Annotated in this window: 12 protein-coding genes; 7 read left to right on the forward strand and 5 right to left on the reverse strand. The window is 62.5% G+C overall.

The features are described 5' to 3' along the window. The first annotated feature begins 65 nt into the window (after positions 1-65). From nirK to AC0V2Y_RS17495, 3 genes are read left to right on the forward strand one after another with little or no spacing between them, the layout of a single operon-like run. Positions 66-1,562, forward strand: coding sequence for a copper-containing nitrite reductase (nirK, locus tag AC0V2Y_RS17485; protein ID WP_475416083.1), 1,497 nt, complete (start codon positions 66-68; stop codon positions 1,560-1,562). Between the two features lie 32 nt (positions 1,563-1,594). Next, positions 1,595-2,272 (forward strand): iron-sulfur cluster repair protein YtfE, encoded by a 678-nt coding sequence (ytfE, locus tag AC0V2Y_RS17490; RefSeq protein ID WP_475416084.1) that lies wholly within the window; start codon positions 1,595-1,597, stop codon positions 2,270-2,272. A gap of 14 nt (positions 2,273-2,286) precedes the next feature. Further along, a complete protein-coding gene (locus tag AC0V2Y_RS17495; protein WP_475416085.1) occupies positions 2,287-4,572 on the forward strand; it encodes a nitric-oxide reductase large subunit in 2,286 nt (761 codons plus the stop codon). Here the strand turns inward: AC0V2Y_RS17495 and AC0V2Y_RS17500 are convergent. Continuing rightward, the gene (locus AC0V2Y_RS17500; protein ID WP_034746547.1) at positions 4,569-4,991 is read right to left on the reverse strand and encodes a DUF1841 family protein; all 423 of its coding nucleotides are present in this window, start codon (positions 4,989-4,991) and stop codon (positions 4,569-4,571) included. The genes AC0V2Y_RS17495 and AC0V2Y_RS17500 overlap by 4 nt on opposite strands. A gap of 47 nt (positions 4,992-5,038) precedes the next feature. Beyond that, on the reverse strand, positions 5,039-5,296 hold the full coding sequence (locus AC0V2Y_RS17505) for a hypothetical protein (RefSeq protein WP_475416086.1): 258 nt from the start codon (positions 5,294-5,296) through the stop codon (positions 5,039-5,041). Between AC0V2Y_RS17505 and AC0V2Y_RS17510 the strand changes: the two genes are divergently transcribed. After that, positions 5,295-5,441: a hypothetical protein gene (locus AC0V2Y_RS17510; protein ID WP_475416087.1), complete on the forward strand. Its 147-nt coding sequence runs from the start codon at positions 5,295-5,297 to the stop codon at positions 5,439-5,441. The two genes, AC0V2Y_RS17505 and AC0V2Y_RS17510, sit on opposite strands and share 2 nt — an antisense overlap. After that, positions 5,434-7,032 carry a malate dehydrogenase (quinone) gene (gene mqo, locus AC0V2Y_RS17515; protein ID WP_230502080.1) on the forward strand — a complete coding sequence of 533 codons (1,599 nt, stop codon included), beginning with the start codon at positions 5,434-5,436 and terminating at the stop codon, positions 7,030-7,032. Before AC0V2Y_RS17510 ends, mqo begins: the two co-directional genes overlap by 8 nt. A gap of 100 nt (positions 7,033-7,132) precedes the next feature. Here mqo and AC0V2Y_RS17520 read toward each other — a convergent pair whose 3' ends face one another. After that, the gene (locus tag AC0V2Y_RS17520) at positions 7,133-7,765 is read right to left on the reverse strand and encodes an RNA pyrophosphohydrolase (RefSeq protein ID WP_070218597.1); all 633 of its coding nucleotides are present in this window, start codon (positions 7,763-7,765) and stop codon (positions 7,133-7,135) included. A gap of 204 nt (positions 7,766-7,969) precedes the next feature. Between AC0V2Y_RS17520 and AC0V2Y_RS17525 the strand changes: the two genes are divergently transcribed. Together AC0V2Y_RS17525 and AC0V2Y_RS17530 are read left to right on the forward strand one after the other, a co-directional pair. Next, a complete protein-coding gene (locus tag AC0V2Y_RS17525) occupies positions 7,970-9,709 on the forward strand; it encodes a proline--tRNA ligase (protein ID WP_475416088.1) in 1,740 nt (579 codons plus the stop codon). Continuing rightward, positions 9,706-10,323 (forward strand): lytic transglycosylase domain-containing protein, encoded by a 618-nt coding sequence (locus tag AC0V2Y_RS17530; protein WP_475416089.1) that lies wholly within the window; start codon positions 9,706-9,708, stop codon positions 10,321-10,323. The genes AC0V2Y_RS17525 and AC0V2Y_RS17530 overlap by 4 nt, the downstream gene beginning before the upstream one ends. Before the next feature lie 144 nt (positions 10,324-10,467). Here AC0V2Y_RS17530 and AC0V2Y_RS17535 read toward each other — a convergent pair whose 3' ends face one another. Continuing rightward, positions 10,468-10,863, reverse strand: coding sequence for an SWIB/MDM2 domain-containing protein (locus AC0V2Y_RS17535; protein WP_071650146.1), 396 nt, complete (start codon positions 10,861-10,863; stop codon positions 10,468-10,470). Positions 10,864-11,294: 431 nt separating this feature from the next. After that, positions 11,295-12,662, reverse strand: a complete 1,368-nt coding sequence (gene ffh, locus AC0V2Y_RS17540; protein ID WP_099401615.1) for a signal recognition particle protein — start codon at positions 12,660-12,662, stop codon at positions 11,295-11,297. Positions 12,663-12,817 lie beyond the last annotated feature (155 nt).

Below are 12,817 nucleotides of genomic sequence, written 5' to 3' on the forward strand. Positions count from 1 at the left end.
TTTCCTGGCACACCGTTTGCCTAGGTAAGGGTGCCGAACCGGCATACAAGACCAAGGAAAGCCTGATGAAAACGACTCCCTCCCTCCGCGCCATTGCCGCCGCCGTCTGCGTACTGGCCATGCCCCTGTCCGTGCAAGCCCAGGCGAGCCTGCCGGCCAGCGCCGCCGCCACTGCGGCCGCTGTCAGCAAACCCTCTGCCGCCGCCGCGCTCAAGCGCTATGAACTGCAAACCAATATCGTCGACGGCAAAATGGTGTTCATCGACGCCAAGGGCCAGGTCAACCCCGTGCTGGCGGCCAAGGTGGGCGACACGGTCGAACTGGTGCTGAAAAGCGGCGAAGGCGCCGAGCACGATCTGCTGATCCCGGAATTGAACGTGGCATCAAACAAGTTCAGCGCCAACAGCGGCAGCACCACCGTGCGCTTCAAGGTCACGCGCGCCGGCACGTTCACCTATTACTGCTCGATTCCCGGCCACCGCCAGATCGGCATGGAAGGCAAGCTGGAAGTGACTGGCACCTCGCTGGCCGAAGCCGGCGCGCCGAAGGCCGCCGGTGCCGGCAGCGCTGCCGGCGAATCGAGCCAGGCCGCCGCGCTGGCCCTGTACACGCCCGCGCCGTCGCCAATGCGCGGCCCCGATCCATCGGCCGTCAGCGTGGCCGCCAATCCTGCGCAGGTGCCTTCCGCCATCGGCGCGCGCGCGCCGCAAACCCTGAAATACCGCATGGAGACGGTGGAACTGCCGGGCAAGCTCGATGACGGCACCAGTTTTACGTATTGGACCTTCAACCGCCAAGTGCCGGGCCCGATGCTGCGCGCGAAGGTGGGCGACACGGTGGAACTGACCCTGTTCAACGCCAGGGACAGCAAGATGATTCACTCGATCGACCTGCACGCGGTGACGGGCGGCCATGGCGGCGGACAGCACACGCAGGTGGCGCCGGGGCAGGAAAAGACGGTGACCTTCAAGGCGCTCAATCCGGGCCTGTTCGTCTACCACTGCGCCACGCCGCTGGTGCCGCAGCATATCGCGGCCGGCATGTACGGCATGATCCTGGTCGAACCGGAAGGCGGTTTGTCGAAGGTCGACCGCGAGTATTACGTGATGCAGGGCGAGATGTACACGGGCCGTCCGCACGGCGCACCCGTGCACCAGGAAGCGAACCTGGAAAAAATGGCCAATGAGCTGCCCGACTACTACGTCTTCAACGGCGAAGTGGGCGCCCTGAGCAAGACGCACAAATTGCAGGCCAAAGTCGGCGAGACCGTGCGCATCTATTTCGGCGTCGGCGGCCCGAACAAGATTTCATCGTTCCACATCATCGGCGAGATCTTCGACAAGGTGTACAGCGAAGGCTCGATCAGCAGCCCGAAACACGACGTGCAAACCACGCTCGTCGCACCGGGCGGCGCGACCATCGTCGAACTCAAGGTACAGCATCCTGGCAGCTATCTGCTGGTCGACCATGCGCTGTCGCGCGCCGGCAAGGGCGCCGTGGGCGTGCTGGAAGTGACGGGCGAAGCCGTGCCCGGCGTCTACCACGCGGGCGCCGTCCAATAAAACAACCCCCCATTCATCATCAAGGAACTGCTATGGAAATGATCGACCTATCCCTGGGCCAGCTGGCCCGCCGCATCCCCGGCGCCACGCGCCTGTTCGATGCGCACCGCCTCGATTTCTGCTGCGGCGGCAACAAGACCCTGCGCGCCGCGGCCGAAGCGGCCGGCGTGGACGCGGCGCCCATCGTCAAGGAACTGCAAGTGCTGGCCGGACGGATTGACGCCAGCGGCGCGCGTGACTGGCAGGACGCTCCGGCCGCCGAGCTGGTGGAACACATCCTGGCGCGCTATCACGCCGTGCACCGCGAGCAGCTGCCCGAGCTGATACGCATGGCGCGCAAGGTCGAGCAGGTGCATGGCGACCGCGCCGACTGTCCGCACGGGCTGGCGGAACACCTGTCGGCCATGGCGCAGGAACTGGAAAGCCATATGCGCAAGGAAGAAGACGTGCTGTTCCCCATGATCGTGCGCGGCCAGGGTCCCCGCGCCGGTGCGCCCATCAACGTGATGCGCATGGAGCACGACGACCATGGCGTGGCCTTGCGCGCCATGGAGGCGATGACGAACGATATCACCGCGCCAGCCGGCGCCTGCACCACCTGGCGCGCGCTGTACACGGGCTTGCGCACCTTCCGCGAGGATCTGATGGCGCACATCCATACTGAAAACAATATCCTGTTCGAGCGCTTTGCGCCGGCCGTGGTGCACTGACAAAGGAAAGACCCATGGGTCCCTACAAAAAACTCTGGTTCACCCTGATCGGTGTGCTGATCGTGACGTTTTCGCTGCTCGGCTACTACGGCACGGAAGTGTATCGCCAGGCGCCGCCCATTCCCGCGCAAGTGCTGGCGCAGGATGGCCGGCAGCTGTTCGACCGCGAGGGCATCCTCGACGGCCAGACGGCCTGGCAATCCGTGGGCGGCATGCAGCTGGGCTCCATCTGGGGCCACGGCGCCTACCAGGCGCCCGACTGGACGGCCGACTGGCTGCACCGCGAACTGACGGCCTGGCTGGAACTGGCCGCGCAAGAGCAGCATGGCAAGGCGTACGCGGCGCTCGACGGCCCCGCGCAGGCGGCGCTGCGCGAAGCGCTCAGACTCGAATACCGCGGCAACCGTACCGATGATGCGCAAGTGCTGCATCTGTCGGCGCGCCGCGTGCAAGCCATCGCCAGCACGGCGCACTATTACGACCAGCTGTTCTCCGACGTGCCTGCGCTGCACGCCAGCCGCGAGCATTTCGCCATGAAGGAAAACACCCTGCCCAGCGCCGCGCGGCGCGCGCAGATGACGCAGTTCTTCTTCTGGACGGCGTGGGCCGCCGCCACCGAACGTCCGGGCCAGAAAGTGACCTATACGAACAACTGGCCGCACGAACCGCTGATCGGCAACCAGCCCAGCGGCGAAAACCTCGTCTGGTCGGTCGCCAGCGTGGTGGTGCTGCTGGCCGGCGTGGGCTTCCTCGTCTGGGGCTGGGCCTTCTTGCGCGACCACGACGAAGCGCTGCCGGCCGCCGGTCCGCGCGATCCGCTCACCACTTTCGCGCTGACGCCTTCGCAGCGGGGACTGGGAAAATATCTGTTCCTGGTGGTGGCGCTGTTCATTTTCCAGGTCTTCATCGGCGGCTTTACGGCGCACTACACGGTGGAGGGGCAGCAGTTCTACGGCATCGACGTGTCGCGCTGGTTCCCGTATGCGCTCACGCGCACCTGGCATATCCAGGCCGCGCTGTTCTGGATCGCCACAGGCTTCCTGGCCGCCGGCCTGTTCCTCGCCCCGCTGATCAATGGCGGCAAGGACCCCAGGTGGCAGCGCCTGGGCGTCGACGTGCTGTTCTGGGCGCTGGTCGCGGCGGTCGTCGGCTCCTTCATCGGCAATTACCTGGCCATCGCGCAAGTCATGCCGCCCGAATGGAATTTCTGGCTTGGCCACCAGGGCTATGAATATGTGGACCTGGGACGCCTGTGGCAAATCGGTAAATTCGTCGGCATCCTGCTGTGGCTCGTGCTGATGTTGCGCGGCGTCGTGCCGGCCCTGCGCCAGCCGGGCGGCGACAGGAACCTGCTGGCGCTGCTGACCGCGTCCGTGGGCGCCATCGGCCTGTTCTACGGCGCCGGCCTGTTCTACGGCGAGCGCACGCATTTATCGGTGATGGAATACTGGCGCTGGTGGGTGGTGCACCTGTGGGTGGAAGGTTTCTTTGAAGTCTTCGCCACCACGGCGCTGGCCTTCATCTTCTCGACCCTGGGCCTGGTGTCGGTGCGCATGGCCACGACGGCCAGCCTGGCGTCGGCCTCGCTGTTCATGCTCGGCGGCATACCCGGCACCTTCCACCACCTGTACTTTGCCGGCACCACCACGCCCGTGATGGCCATCGGCGCGAGCTTCAGTGCGCTGGAAGTGGTGCCGCTGATCGTCTTGGGCCACGAAGCGTGGGAAAACTGGCGCCTGAAGGAGCGCGCGCCGTGGATGGATCAATTGCGCTGGCCCCTGATGTGCTTTGTCGCCGTCGCCTTCTGGAACATGCTGGGCGCGGGCGTGCTGGGCTTCATGATCAATCCGCCCGTGGCCTTGTACTACATCCAGGGCTTGAACACGACTCCCGTGCATGCGCATGCGGCGCTGTTCGGCGTGTACGGCTTCCTGGCGCTGGGCTTTACCTTGCTGGTGCTGCGTTACCTGCGGCCCGACTACCGCTTCAGCCCTGCGTTGATGAAGTGGGCGTTCTGGGGCTTGAACGGGGGCCTGGCGCTGATGATCTTTACCAGCTTGTTGCCGATTGGCATTATCCAGTTCCACGCCAGCGTGACGGAAGGCCTGTGGTATGCGCGCAGCGAAGGCTTCATGCAGCAGCCTTTGTTGCAGAACCTGCGCTGGATACGCACCTTCGGCGACGTGGTCTTCATTGTCGGCGCCATCGCCATGGCGTTGCAGGTGGTGCTGGGATTGCTGGAAAAGGGGCCTGCACAGGTATTGCCTCAGCGTATGAAGGGGGCAGTGCGACCCGGTTAGCGGCGGCGTACGCAGTCGATGTAGGCTTCCGTATCCGGCGGCAAGCCCGAGCGCTGCGAGGCCCAGATCATCTGGCCCAGGCATTCCATCACTTCGTGCTGGGCCGCATGGGCCGAATCGAGGCGTTGGGTCAGCTGCTGGACGGCCGGGCGGATGCCGCGCGGCTGGTCCACCTGCACCTGCTCCGTGATCGACAGATGCATGGACAGGTGCAGGAACGGGTTGGCCTGGCCCCCTTCAACGGAGTAATCGCGCGCCAGCGCCGCTTCGACATCGGAGAGCTCGTTTTCATACTCGGGGTGTTCGAGGATCCAGTCGAGCGCGATGGCTTCCATCGGCGTGAGAATTTCATGGGCGCGGTGCTTGCGCAAGGTGTCGCAAAAGAAACGGCGCACGTCGTCGGAAGAGGGGTTGAACATGGCTGAAGGACTATGGCTAAAGGGCAGCCGGCATTGTACCGCGTACGTCAATTCAAGGCATCGGGATGCCCTTTTTGCCGTCTGGCACCCGCTGGCATGACCCGATAGTCACCGCAATTTAATACCCTGCAGTAAGTATTATCCACTACCGCCACGGCCCGGCGGCGCCAAATAACGGTGATAAAATCGCCGCTCTTGATATTTGCTCTGGACACGACGGCGATTTTGTTGCCATTGCGTGCTTCCATTGCCCGCACCTTTGCCACCAGATCTTGCTCCTGGCTTATTCCGGAGCGCGGCAGCATGCCTATCACCATCAACCTTGACCTGTCCGGCCGCCCTGGCGTTCCGGATGGCCGGCTGTTTTTCATTCAACACAGCGATGGTGCCGCCACGGTGGCGCGCAAGAATCATCCTTCAGTATTCATAAACGGAGTTACGTATGCGTAAATCGCTATTACTTTTGATGTCGTGCCTGATCCTGGCGGCATGTGACAAGACCCCTCCGGCCTCGTCCGAAAAGCCGGTCGACGTGCTGCTGATCGGCGCCGGCACCATGAGCGCCACCCTGGGCAGCATGCTCAAGGAACTCGATCCCTCGCTGACGATGGAAATGGTCGAGCGCCTCGATTCCGTGGCCGCCGAAAGCTCGGACGCGATGAACAACGCAGGCACGGGCCACTCGGCGTTTGCCGAACTGAACTACACGCCGGAAGCGGCCGATGGCAGCATCGAGACCAAGAAAGCCGTTGCCATCAATGAGCAATTCGAAATTTCCAAGCAATTCTGGGCTTATCAGGTAGCTAACAAGCACCTGGGCGCGCCGCAAACCTTCATCAACAACGTGCCGCACATGGCCTTTGTCTGGGGTGACGACAATATTGCCTTTTTGAAGAAGCGCTATGCCGCGCTGCAAAAGGAAAACCTGTTCAAGGGCATGCTGTACTCGGAAGACCAGGCGCAGATCGAGCAATGGGCGCCGCTGGTCATGCAAGGCCGCGACAAGGGCCAGAAAGTGGCCGCGACGCGCATGGAGATCGGTACCGACGTCAATTTCGGCAACCTCACGCGCGGCCTGGTGAAATACCTGACGGACAGCCACGGCATGGTCCTGCACCTGCGCCACCAGGTGGAAGACATCCGGCGCGGCGCCGACGGCGTATGGAACGTGACGGTGAAAGACCTGGCCGCTGGCAAGGAAAAAACCATGCGCGCCAAGTTCGTCTTCATCGGCGCCGGCGGCGGTTCGCTGCCGCTGCTGGAAAAGTCGGGCATTCCTGAAGCCAAGGGCTACGGCGGCGTGCCGGTGGGCGGCCAATGGCTGGTGACCACCAATCCGGAACTGGTGGCGGCGCATGCGGCCAAGGTCTACGGCAAGGCGTCCGTCGGTTCGCCGCCGATGTCCGTGCCGCATCTGGACACGCGCATCATCGATGGCAAGAAAGCCTTGCTGTTTGGCCCGTTCGCCACCTTCTCGACCAAGTTCCTGAAAAACGGCTCGTGGATCGACTTGCCTGCCTCGATCGGCACGGGCAATGTGAAACCGATGCTGCAAGCCGGCTACGACAATATTCCGCTGACGAAATACCTGGTGGAACAGGTCATGAACACGCCGGAAGACCGCCTGAAGACCCTGCGCGAATACTTGCCAAACGCCAAGATGGAAGACTGGACCCTGCAAAACGCCGGCCAGCGCGTGCAGATCGTCAAGGATGACCCCGTCAAAGGCGGTTTGCTGCAGTTCGGCACGGAAGTCGTCGGCGCCGCCGATGGCAGCATCGTCGCCCTGCTGGGTGCCTCGCCAGGCGCCTCGACCGCGCCGCCGATCATGATCAAGGTGCTGCAAACGGCCTTCAAGAGCCGTCTGGCCACGCCGGAATGGCAAGCGAAGATGGTGGAAATGGTGCCGTCGTACGGTCAAAAGCTGAACAACGACCCGGCCCTGGCCAACAAGATCCGCCATTACAGCAGCAATATCCTGGGCCTGAAAGCCATCACGCTCGACGTTCCCGCTGCTGCGCCAGCGCCGGCAGCAAACTAAGCCAGCCTGACCGGCAGGGAAGTTTCCTGCCGGTATGAAAAAAGGGGCAGCCTGTTCAGGCTGCCCCTTTTGCGTGGGAGCGTGCGTTCATTGCGGCGGACTACTCCTTGCCCGGCAAGATCAGCTCCGGCGTACACCCTTCGGCGGCAATGCCGTCGCAAGGCTTGGCCAGTGCCGCGCCGTCCTGTGCCCGTGGCGCATGGGGCTGGCGCAGGTAGCGCGACGTGTGGCGGTGCGCTTGCTGTGCGTTGCCATGCACGGGCCAGGTCAGGAAGCGGGACAGCTCCTGCAAGGCGCGCTGGTATACATCGCGTTTAAATTCAATGACGACATCGAGCGGGACCCAGTATTCATGCCAGCGCCAGGCGTCGAACTCGGGATGGTCGGTCAGGCGCAGATTGACGTCGTTATCGCGCGCGCACATTCTCAGCAGAAACCAAATCTGCTTCTGGCCACGGTAATGGCCGCGAATCTCGCGCTTGATGAAGTGGTCTGGCACTTCATAGCGCAGCCAGTCGCGGGTGCGGCCGACAATTTTGACGTGTTCCTGTCTGAGTCCGATTTCCTCTTCAAGTTCGCGAAACATGGCTTGTTCCGGTGTTTCGCCATATTTGATACCGCCTTGCGGAAACTGCCATGAGTGCTCGCGCACCCGCTTGCCCCACCACACCTCGTTCTGGGCGTTTAGCAGGATGATGCCGACGTTGGGCCGAAACCCTTCACGGTCGAGCATAATGCACCTCAAACTTTCTGCGACAGTGCGTCTTTTTTTACATAATTACCCACAACTTCGCAAGCCGGTGACCTTTTCGGGGTGCGAAAAGCGCCGGAATCGCACCAATTGAGCGCATTTGTGTAAAGTATGGACGCATCAGCCAGCTAATCCTTTAAAATTAGGTTGATTATAACCCTCTCTTTTTAAAAAGAATTCACCGTTATGCGCGCCTCCCGTTTTTTTATTTCCACACTTAAAGATGCACCTTCTGACGCGGAAATCGTCAGCCACCAATTGATGATGCGTGCAGGCATGATCAAACGCCTCGGTTCCGGCATCTATACCTACATGCCGATGGGCTTGCGCGTGATCCGCAAGGTGGAAGCCATCATCCGTGACGAGATGAACAAAGCCGCCGGCATCGAACTGCTGATGCCGCTCGTGCAGCCGGCCGAACTGTGGCAGGAGACGGGCCGCTGGACCAAGATGGGCGACGAACTGATGCGCGTGAAAGACCGCCACGGCCGCGAATACGCGATCCAGCCCACGTCGGAAGAAGTCATCACGGACGTCGTGCGCACGGAAATCAAGTCCTACCGCCAGTTGCCGTTGAATTTTTATCACATCCAGACCAAGTTCCGCGACGAGCGCCGCCCACGTTTCGGCCTGATGCGCGGCCGCGAATTCACCATGAAGGACGCGTATTCGTTCGACCGCGACCTGGCCGGCATGCAGGCGTCGTATAAAGTCATGTTCGACGCCTACACGCGCATCTTCACGCGTTTCGGCCTGAAATTCCGCGCCGTGGCGGCCGACAACGGCGCCATCGGCGGTTCCGGTTCGCACGAATTCCACGTCATCGCCCACACGGGTGAAGACGCGCTCGTGTACTGCCCGACCTCCGACTACGCCGCCAACATGGAAGCGGCCGAAGCGCTGCCGCCAGCCGGCGAGCGCCCGGCCGCCACCCAGGCGCTGACCAAAACGGCCACGCCGGACACCGTCAAGTGCGAAACCGTGGCCGCCTTGCTGGGCATCGAGCTGTCGCGCACCGTGAAAACCATCGCCCTGACGGTGGAAACGACGGGCAAGGACGAAAAAATCACGCAACAGCATTTCATGCTGCTGCTGCGCGGCGACCATGAATTGAACGAGATCAAGGTGGGCAAGGTTGCCGGCCTGGCCGGTCACCGTTTCTCGACGGAAGCGGAAATCCTGGAAGTCTACGGCACCATCCCCGGCTACCTGGGCCCGATCGGCACGAAGGCGCCCGTCACCGTGGTGGCGGACCGCACGGTCGCCCACATGAGCGACTTCGTCTGCGGCGCGAATGAGGCCGGTTTCCACTACACGGGCGCCAACTGGGGCCGTGACGTGGCCGAGCCTGCCATCGTGGCCGACTTGCGCAATGTCGTCGCCGGCGACGCGTCGCCGGACGGCCAGGGTGCACTGGCCATCGAGCGCGGCATCGAAGTGGGCCACGTGTTCCAGCTGGGTACGGCGTACTCGGAAAGCATGAAAGCCACCTTCCTCGACGAAAACGGCAAGCCTGCGCCGTTGCAGATGGGTTGCTACGGCATCGGCGTGACGCGCATCCTGGGCGCTGCCATCGAACAGAACTTCGATGACAAGGGCATCATCTGGCCCGCGTCGATCGCGCCGTTCGAAGTCGTGCTGTGCCCGATGGGCATGGACCGCAGCGAACTGGTCAAGGAAGAGACGGAGAAGCTGTACGCGGCCCTGCAAGGCGCTGGCGTGGACGTCATCGTCGACGACCGCGGCCTGCGCCCAGGCGCCATGTTCGCTGACTGGGAACTGATTGGCGTGCCGCACCGCATCGTCATCGGCGAGCGGGGCCTGAAAGAAGGCAAGCTGGAATACCAGGGCCGCCGCGATGCGGAAGCCACTGGCGTGGCGCCGGACGAGATCGTCGCCTTCATCCAGGGCCAAATGGCGCAGTGAAGCGCCTATCGGTAAGCAAGGCGGCTGGCGCGCTCGCGCTGGCCGCCGGCCTGGCCTGCGCCTTCACGGCGCAGGCCGGCAACCAGAAGGAGGAGGCGCTGGCCGACTCCGTCCGCCTGGCCCTGTCGCATGCGATCCGCGACGAACGCCCGCCGCAGCCCAGATTTGCCACGCCCGCCGACTTGCAGCGCTACCAGCAATGGCTGGCGCAGATGTCGCAGCGTCTGCAGCGCAAGCTGCCGGACGCCCAGTTGCGCACGGAATTCCTGGAAACGGTCTGGTATGAAGCGCGCCGCGCGGGCCTGGAGCCGGCCCTGGTGCTGGGCCTGATCCAGGTGGAGTCGGCCTACCGCAAATATGCCGTCTCGCTGGCCGGCGCGCGCGGCTACATGCAGGTGATGCCATTCTGGACGGGCGTCATCGGCGACCATGACCGCAGCAAGCTGTTCCACATGCAGACGAATCTGCGCTATGGCTGCGCGATCCTGCGCATGTACCTGGATATGGAAAAGGGCGACTTGTACCTGGCGCTGGGGCGGTATAACGGCAGCCGGGGCAGGGCCGAGTATCCGAATGCCGTGCGCGCCGCGTGGAGGCAGTGGGAATTTAAATGAAGGCTGGGGTCAGGACGTAGGTCGGATTCGGTCTGAAAGACCGTCATCCTACAACATCGTTGACGCCCGCAGCAAAAAAAATGCCCCGCTCGCAGTCATGCGGCGGGGCACTCACACGGCGCGGAACGCCCTGTGCGTATCTGATTATTTCAAATGATCGGAGATCAGTTTCGTCATTTCAAACATGGAGACTTGGGCTTTGCCGCCGAAAACAGCTTTCAGCTTGTCGTCCGCATTGATCATGCGGCGGTTGGCCGGATCTTGCAGATCGAGTTTTTTGATGTAATCCCATACCTTTTTGGTCACTTCCGTACGCGGCAGTGGTGCTGCGCCAACAACGGCGGCCAGATCTTTCGATGGCGTCATTGCTTTCATGAATGCTGCGTTTGGCTTGCGTGGTGTTGCCGGTGCTGCCGCTTTCTTCGCCGCTGCTGGTTTAGCTGCTGCCTTGGCTGCGGGTGCTGCTTTCTTGGCGGCTGCAGGCTTGGCTGCTGCTGCTTTGGCTGGCGCTGCTACTGGGGTTTTTTTGGCTGTTGCCATCTTCGAGCCTCCTTAACAAACACATGGGAAATTGCGCAATTAATCGCACGGCTAATATTGGTGTGGATTTACCTTGTATGCAAGTGTTTTTCACGTTTTCACGAGGAAAAAGCAGGGAAATGCCGTGCCTGTCGCCCGGGCGCACCGCTTGGGGGCGCAGAACGGCGTTTTTACCCGTAAATGGCATGGTTGCTGGCTATGCGGGCAGGGGCGCTGCGGGGGAGGAAAGAAAGGATGCCGGACACATGAAAATGCAATCCGGCATTATTTGGAACGGTGTTTTTTGATCTATCGACTTTCGATACGCGGCGTAAAAAAGGCCTTCAAAATCACAGCGAGCGGGGATGATTTGTGGCCGAGAAGCGCAACCGTACTTTAGTACGGTGAGCATCGCCGGCCGCAAAGCGCCCCGCGCAGCGGATTTTGAAGCCTTACCTCATGCCAGGCATCATGCCCTTCATGGAGCGCATCATCTTCATCATGCCGCCGCCCGACAATTTCTTCATCATCGTCTGCATTTGCTCGAATTGCGTCAGCATGCGGTTCACTTCCTGCACCTGCACGCCGGCGCCGGCGGCGATGCGGCGCTTGCGCGTGGCCTTGATCAGTTCAGGCTTGGCGCGTTCCTGCGGCGTCATCGAGTCGATGATGCCGCACATGCGGCGCACCTGCTTGTCCGCCTGATCCATGTTCTTGCCGCCTGCCGCCTGCTGGAACTGGGCCGGCAGCTTGTCCATCAGGTTGGCCATGCCGCCCATTTTCTTCATCTGGCCCAGCTGCGCCTTGAAGTCGTTCATGTCGAACTTGCCGCCCACCTTGATCTTTTGCGCCAGGTCGGCCGCCGCCTTGCTGTCGACGCCCTTGCGCGCTTCTTCCACCAGGGCGAGGATGTCGCCCATGCCCAGGATGCGGTTGGCCATGCGGGTCGGGTCGAACGCTTCCAGGCCGTCGAGTTTTTCCGAGACACCGGCAAACTTGATCGGCTTGCCCGTGATGTGGCGCACGGACAGGGCCGCACCGCCGCGCGCGTCGCCGTCGAGCTTGGTCAGCACGATACCGGTCAGCGGCAGCGCGTCGTTGAAGGCCTTGGCCGTGTTGATGGCGTCCTGGCCCAGCATGGCGTCGACGACGAACAGGGTTTCGATCGGCTTCACGGCGCCGTGGACGGCGGCGATTTCGCGCATCATCTCTTCGTCGATACCGAGGCGGCCCGCCGTATCGATGATCAGCACGTCGTGGTAGTGCTTTTTCGCCCAGTCCAGCGCGGCCAGGGCGATATCGACCGGCTTGTCCGTGCTGGCGGACGGGAAGAAGTCGGCGCCTACCTGGGCGGTGACCGATTGCAGCTGGGCGATCGCGGCAGGGCGGTAGACGTCGGCCGAGACGGTCAGCACTTTCTTCTTCTTTTCTTCCTTCAGGTACTTCGCCAGCTTGCCGACGGTGGTGGTTTTACCCACACCCTGCAGACCGGCCATCAGGATGATGGCGGGCGGCTGCTGCGCAAAGCTGATCTGCGACGCTTCCGGTCCCAGGTCGGCGCCCATCAGGGCGGCCAGCTCGCGCTGCACCACGCCCACCAGGGCCTGGCCTGGCGTGAGCGAGGAAATGACATCCTCGCCCATGGCTTTTTCTTTGACTTTGGCGATGAATTCGCGCACGGCGGGCAGGGCGACGTCGGCTTCGAGCAGCGCCAGGCGCACTTCGCGCAGCATGTCGGCGGTGTTCGCTTCGGTCAGGCGCGCCTCGCCGCGCATGGTCTTGACGACTTTGGCAAGCCGTTGGGTGAGATTATCTAGCATGATGAACCTGCAATGAAAAGCTTGGGAGTGGGCGGCGCAAGCCGGACGATGGCCGTCATTTTACCTTATCGCGGGTGGCTGGCGGTCCCGCGCAGCAGCGCCTGGCGGTTGGCCGGCTTTTGAATGAGTTGGTATTTCTGCCAATGCCACGATTG

The organism is Janthinobacterium sp. BHSEK (assembly GCF_056174685.1).

Excerpts from the sequence above, each read along its gene's own strand:
- nirK (WP_475416083.1), top strand. The coding sequence starts at position 66 with ATGAAAACGACTCCCTCCCTCCGCGCCATTGCCGCCGCCGTCTGCGTA.
- ffh (WP_099401615.1), bottom strand. The coding sequence starts at position 12,662 with ATGCTAGATAATCTCACCCAACGGCTTGCCAAAGTCGTCAAGACCATG.
- AC0V2Y_RS17510 (WP_475416087.1), top strand. The coding sequence starts at position 5,295 with ATGCCTATCACCATCAACCTTGACCTGTCCGGCCGCCCTGGCGTTCCG.
- AC0V2Y_RS17520 (WP_070218597.1), bottom strand. The coding sequence starts at position 7,765 with ATGCTCGACCGTGAAGGGTTTCGGCCCAACGTCGGCATCATCCTGCTA.
- ytfE (WP_475416084.1), top strand. The coding sequence starts at position 1,595 with ATGGAAATGATCGACCTATCCCTGGGCCAGCTGGCCCGCCGCATCCCC.
- AC0V2Y_RS17505 (WP_475416086.1), bottom strand. The coding sequence starts at position 5,296 with ATGCTGCCGCGCTCCGGAATAAGCCAGGAGCAAGATCTGGTGGCAAAG.
- AC0V2Y_RS17535 (WP_071650146.1), bottom strand. The coding sequence starts at position 10,863 with ATGGCAACAGCCAAAAAAACCCCAGTAGCAGCGCCAGCCAAAGCAGCA.
- AC0V2Y_RS17495 (WP_475416085.1), top strand. The coding sequence starts at position 2,287 with ATGGGTCCCTACAAAAAACTCTGGTTCACCCTGATCGGTGTGCTGATC.
- AC0V2Y_RS17500 (WP_034746547.1), bottom strand. The coding sequence starts at position 4,991 with ATGTTCAACCCCTCTTCCGACGACGTGCGCCGTTTCTTTTGCGACACC.
- mqo (WP_230502080.1), top strand. The coding sequence starts at position 5,434 with ATGCGTAAATCGCTATTACTTTTGATGTCGTGCCTGATCCTGGCGGCA.
- AC0V2Y_RS17525 (WP_475416088.1), top strand. The coding sequence starts at position 7,970 with ATGCGCGCCTCCCGTTTTTTTATTTCCACACTTAAAGATGCACCTTCT.